This is a genomic window from Porcipelethomonas sp. (assembly GCF_051893655.1).
Lineage (GTDB): Bacteria > Bacillota > Clostridia > Oscillospirales > Ruminococcaceae > Porcipelethomonas.
The window spans coordinates 1-4,779 of sequence record NZ_JBJFHN010000018.1 but is presented as its reverse complement, the minus strand read 5'-3'; the positions used below and the strand labels follow the sequence as shown (position 1 = coordinate 4,779).

Here is a 4,779-nt window from a genome sequence, read left to right as displayed (position 1 = left end):
GATAATGCAACAGTGGCAGTTCATATTAACAGGCTCCGTGAAAAAATCGAGGACGATCCTTCCAGTCCGCACTATATTGAAACAGTATGGGGTGTGGGATACCGATTCAGAGCGTAGGTGATGTGCTGTGTGGATTACGTTCGCATTTGGTTCTGCTCTTTTTGCCGGAGTTACTGCCGTGCTTGCGAAGATTGGAATCAAAAATACAGATTCCACAGTTGTCACGGCTATCCGGACGATAATAGTTCTGTTTTTTTCCTGGCTGATGGTCCTGATAACCGGAGCTTATCAGGATATTGACAGCATTTCGGGAAAACCTTTGCTGTTTCTCATATTGTCAGGACTTGCAACCGGAGGCAGCTGGCTTTGTTATTTTAAGGCTTTGCAGATCGGTGATGTAAACAAGGTTGCGCCCATTGATAAGTCAAGTACGATAATGACAATGCTGCTTGCTTTTCTTGTACTTGGAGAAAAACTCAGTGCAGTCAAAGTTATTTGTATGCTCCTGATTGGCATCGGCACTTATCTTATGATAACGAAAAAGCAGTCTGATAATGAAACAAAAGGCTGGGGCTGGTTATGGTACGCTGTGCTGTCAGCAGTATTTGCAAGTCTGACATCAATTCTCGGGAAAATCGGAATAAGCGAAATTGATTCTAATCTTGGTACTGCGATAAGGACAATTGTTGTGCTGATCATGGCATGGCTCATGGTTTTCGTAACAGGCAAACAAAATGAAATCAAGGCTGTCAGTAAACGCAATATGCTGTTTATCTGCCTTTCGGGATTGACCACCGGATTGTCATGGCTGTGCTATTATAAGGCTTTGCAGGATGGTCAGGCAAGTGTAGTTGTGCCGATTGATAAGCTGAGTATTCTGGTAACGATTGCTTTTTCTTACTTTGTGCTGAAAGAAAAGCTGACGAAAAAATCCATGATTGGACTTGTTCTGATGACTGCGGGAACGCTGCTGCTGGTAAAATAATGACTATGATACGCACATCTTCGGATGTGCGTATTTTTTATGTAAGTTTTAATGTCATTTTATCTTTTGTTTATCATTGGATAAGCTTCAGTTTACTGTGTGATTTTATAATAAAGTCAACCTCGAAATAGGAAAACAACGAAAGGATTGATTTAAATGAAAGCAAAGAAAATCACAGTGGCTTGCCTGGCAGCAGGCCTTACATTGGTTGGAACAGCAGGTCTGATTGCTTATGCGGCAGGAAACCCATACGAGAGTTACAAATCAGCTGTAGTAAATACCATTGGCGAGGATAATCTTACCGCCCATGCTGCTGTACAGATGAAACAGAATGGAAAAGTCATTGCAAGTGGCAATGCAGTTTATGAGAAGTCTGCCGGAGTTCAGTATTCAAGTGTTGTGGCAGATGTCGCAGGACAAAGCATGATTCAGGAAGAGTATTCTGACGGTAATGTGAAAATCAAAAGCGATGGCAGCAAGTACACTGAAAAAAACCGTAAGGAAAAGCATGATGAATCTGAGGCAACTTATGACCCGTTTCTTACGATTGAAAAGGTTGATGCAGATGAAGATGGAATATTTGACTATGCATATATTTCTAATTGCGAAGCGGCAGCAAAATCAGTTGTAATACCGTCCGAAGTTGACGGCATACCCGTTACTGAGATAGGATTTGGTGCTTTTATGGATACAAATTTAGCAAGCATTACTATTTCCGGAAATATAAAAACTATAGGAGCAATTGCGTTTAGTTTTTGCTCAAATCTTACAATTGTAACAATTGATGAAAACGTAACCAAAATAGAAACAGGAGCATTTTCGGATTGTAATAGTCTTCATAATGTTACTATAAAAAACCCGGAATGTGAAATTTCTGATGATCCTGATGTTTTTACATATGGATGTATAATTTCAGGTTATGATAATTCAACAGCACAGGCTTATGCTCAAAAATATGGTTATGCTTTTGAATCACTGGGAGAAGCACCGGAAGTTATTAAAGGCGATGCCAACGGTGACGAAGAAGTTGATGTCAGAGATGCTGCATTCATTGCCAGAAAACTTGCAGAACGAAAAGTAAATGAGATTCCTGATTCCGCAGACTTTAACGAAGACGGAAAGATAAATGTCCGTGACGCTGCGGCAATTGCAAGATATATGGCAAACAAATTTACTTCATAAGTTTTAAGCGGACGGTTTCGTCCGCTTTTTGCATTTATTGACAAATTTAAATAATATTATCCTGGTTTTTCAGATATGAAAAATAACAAGGAAGGTCAAATGGCTATGCTTACGGTATTTTTATATGAACGGTGAACTGCAGAAATTTGTATAAAATATATTTTGTATAGACTGCAAATTTGATAATTAAACCAAAATAATATTAAAGATATTGACATTTTATACAACTTCCGGTATAATAATGCTTAATTGTGGCACCTCATGAGAATTTTTCTGAGAAAAATAATTAAAATAAAATACTGAATGATATATGAGTCGATTATAATTAAAATGATAAAAATGTCAATGTGCAAACAAGTGGAAATTGACAGGGGGTATAAGTTTGTCATTAAAAAAAAAATACAACGAAACAGAGCCGTCATATCGATGCTTATTTGTTGACTTTCTGATATGTGCTGTTTTTACTCTGTTATTTGTAGTGCGAATACATGTTAAAGCTATTGGTGAAAATTCACAAAGGCTGTTTTCAAACAATGATGGATTATATGTGGATTTGTTTTTGTATTGCAAAGAGATACTGCTGTTTATTATTGCATTGATATGTATATGCTATTTTGTTGGCGAAAAAATATTTCCCGATAAGCCCTGTCGCTATAATCCGGTACTGAAAAAATCTGCTCGTATGCCGCTTTTACTTATGGGTGTGTATTTGCTCATGGCTGTTATTTCCTCAATATTTTCGGAAAATAAAGAGACTGTATTATGGGGTGTATGTTCAGAATATGAGGGGATTATAGCTGTTTTTTCTTACTGCATACTTTTCTTTGCAGGCTATAATTATTTCGGTACTGAAAAAGCATGGAGACATTATAAAAAAGCTTTTTTTATACTAATTACTGTAACGGTTGTTATGTCATTTTTTGAATATATTGTAATGCCACTGATGGAGCTGCCGTTTATGAAATATATCATAGCTTCACCGGAATACAGAAGTGTTGCAGAAAGTCTTGATTTTTCAAATGCCTACCGTGAAACTGTTCTGATGTTTTACAATTCTAATTACATGGGTGGTTTCTGCACGTTGATTTTTCCTGTTTCAGTTTATTATATCACAGCTGCCGGAAAGGTTTTCAGGAAAATAATATGCAGTGTTATCAGTGCAGCTTGTTTTATAGTTGTGATCATGTCTAACTCTACAGCTGCTTTTTATGTAGTTTTGGCTGAAATACTGTTTATTATGATTTTTATGATCGCCAAAAGGTTTATTTCTGTCAGAAATGTTATTTTAATTTTTTCAGCGTTTGCTGTTCTTGTGGGTTCAGTAACTGCTGTGTCTGGAAGTGATTTTTTTTCCAATATTGTTAAGAGTATTTTTAATGAAACCAGTTATGATGAATCGACTCATTCATTTAAACTTGACGATTTTCGCCTTGAAGGAAATTCAATAATTTTTAGTGGAAATGGGTCTGAATATCATATTACAGCACCGGTGGAAAGTGGTGAACAGCTTAAGGTTTCTGGCAGTAACAGTACGGTATTTACAGCAGATTCAATTGACAGCAATACAATTCTTGTTCATGATATGAATAATGATTTTGAATTCAGTATAATTCTCAGGGATGGTATTATATATCTTGATTTAGGTTACAAAAGTACAATAGATTTTGCCGTTACATCTGACGGAGTAAAACTACTTGTTCAGAATAAACAGCTGCTGAGCAGTATTCCGCACTCTGAGTTTGATGATACGCAATTGTGTGAATTTTATAGTTTTGCCACTGGCCGAGGATATATCTGGATAAATTCACTTCCAATATTGAAGGATTGTCTTCTTATTGGCAAGGGTCCCGGAAATTTTCCGTTTTATTTTAATCAGAATGATCTTGTTGGCTTGCTGAATACACATGGCACATATCGCCTTATTGTAGACAAGCCGCATAACTGGTATTTGCAAATAGCCATTACCTGTGGCATACCTGCTTTGCTTGCAGTACTGATATTGTTTATATATTTCGTCGTTTCCGGCTTTCGGGTGTTTTTCAGGACATCACCGGATTGCTTTAAATCCGAAAAGGATATATGCTTTTTGATGTTTTTGTATACAGGACTTTGCGGTTTTATGGTTATAGGTCTTTCAAATGACAGTTGTATTACAGTAAATCCGTTTTTCTGGTTTAGTTTTGGAATAGCTTTTTTAAAGATATATGAATTAAAAAAGGGGTATGTAAATGAAAAAAAATAAAGTATTAAGTATCGCAGCATTATTCATATTGTCTATATCATGTATGTCATGCAGCAATAAAACATCAGAAAAAAATCTTCTTATTCCTCCCACAGCTGAAACTTCAGAAGGCGAAAAAATATCTGTTCCTATGGGCGGCTATGATGTCCGGCTTGATACAATTCCAGACGAATATGCAGATCGCATTTGCATTGCATTTGGAAAAAAAGTAAGTGAAGAAAATTTAAATAGTATTTGTTTTGAAGAAAACATTGTTGGTGTCGGACTTGCATCTGTTGTTTATTTTGGTAAATATGCAGAAAATCTTAACGATGATGGTATCCGCCAACCGCAGCCATACCTCCCCAAGAAGCAGGAAAGTATGATAAAA

General features: G+C 36.5%; 5 protein-coding genes. All 5 read left to right on the top strand.

Annotated elements, in window-relative coordinates:
- Positions 1–117, top strand: a 117-nt coding sequence (locus ACI4WO_RS00750; RefSeq protein WP_439805646.1) for a winged helix-turn-helix domain-containing protein, incomplete at its 5' end; no start/stop codon positions are given.
- A 10-nt stretch (positions 118–127) separates the two neighbouring features.
- On the top strand, positions 128–985 hold the full coding sequence (locus tag ACI4WO_RS00745) for an EamA family transporter (RefSeq protein ID WP_439805645.1): 858 nt from the start codon (positions 128–130) through the stop codon (positions 983–985).
- A gap of 156 nt (positions 986–1,141) precedes the next feature.
- On the top strand, positions 1,142–2,167 hold the full coding sequence (locus tag ACI4WO_RS00740) for a leucine-rich repeat protein (protein WP_439805644.1): 1,026 nt from the start codon (positions 1,142–1,144) through the stop codon (positions 2,165–2,167).
- A 382-nt stretch (positions 2,168–2,549) separates the two neighbouring features.
- Positions 2,550–4,409 (top strand): O-antigen ligase family protein, encoded by a 1,860-nt coding sequence (locus ACI4WO_RS00735; RefSeq protein WP_439805643.1) that lies wholly within the window; start codon positions 2,550–2,552, stop codon positions 4,407–4,409.
- Positions 4,396–4,779: hypothetical protein (locus tag ACI4WO_RS00730; protein WP_439805642.1), on the top strand; the 384-nt coding region annotated here is incomplete at its 3' end. The genes ACI4WO_RS00735 and ACI4WO_RS00730, both read left to right, overlap by 14 nt.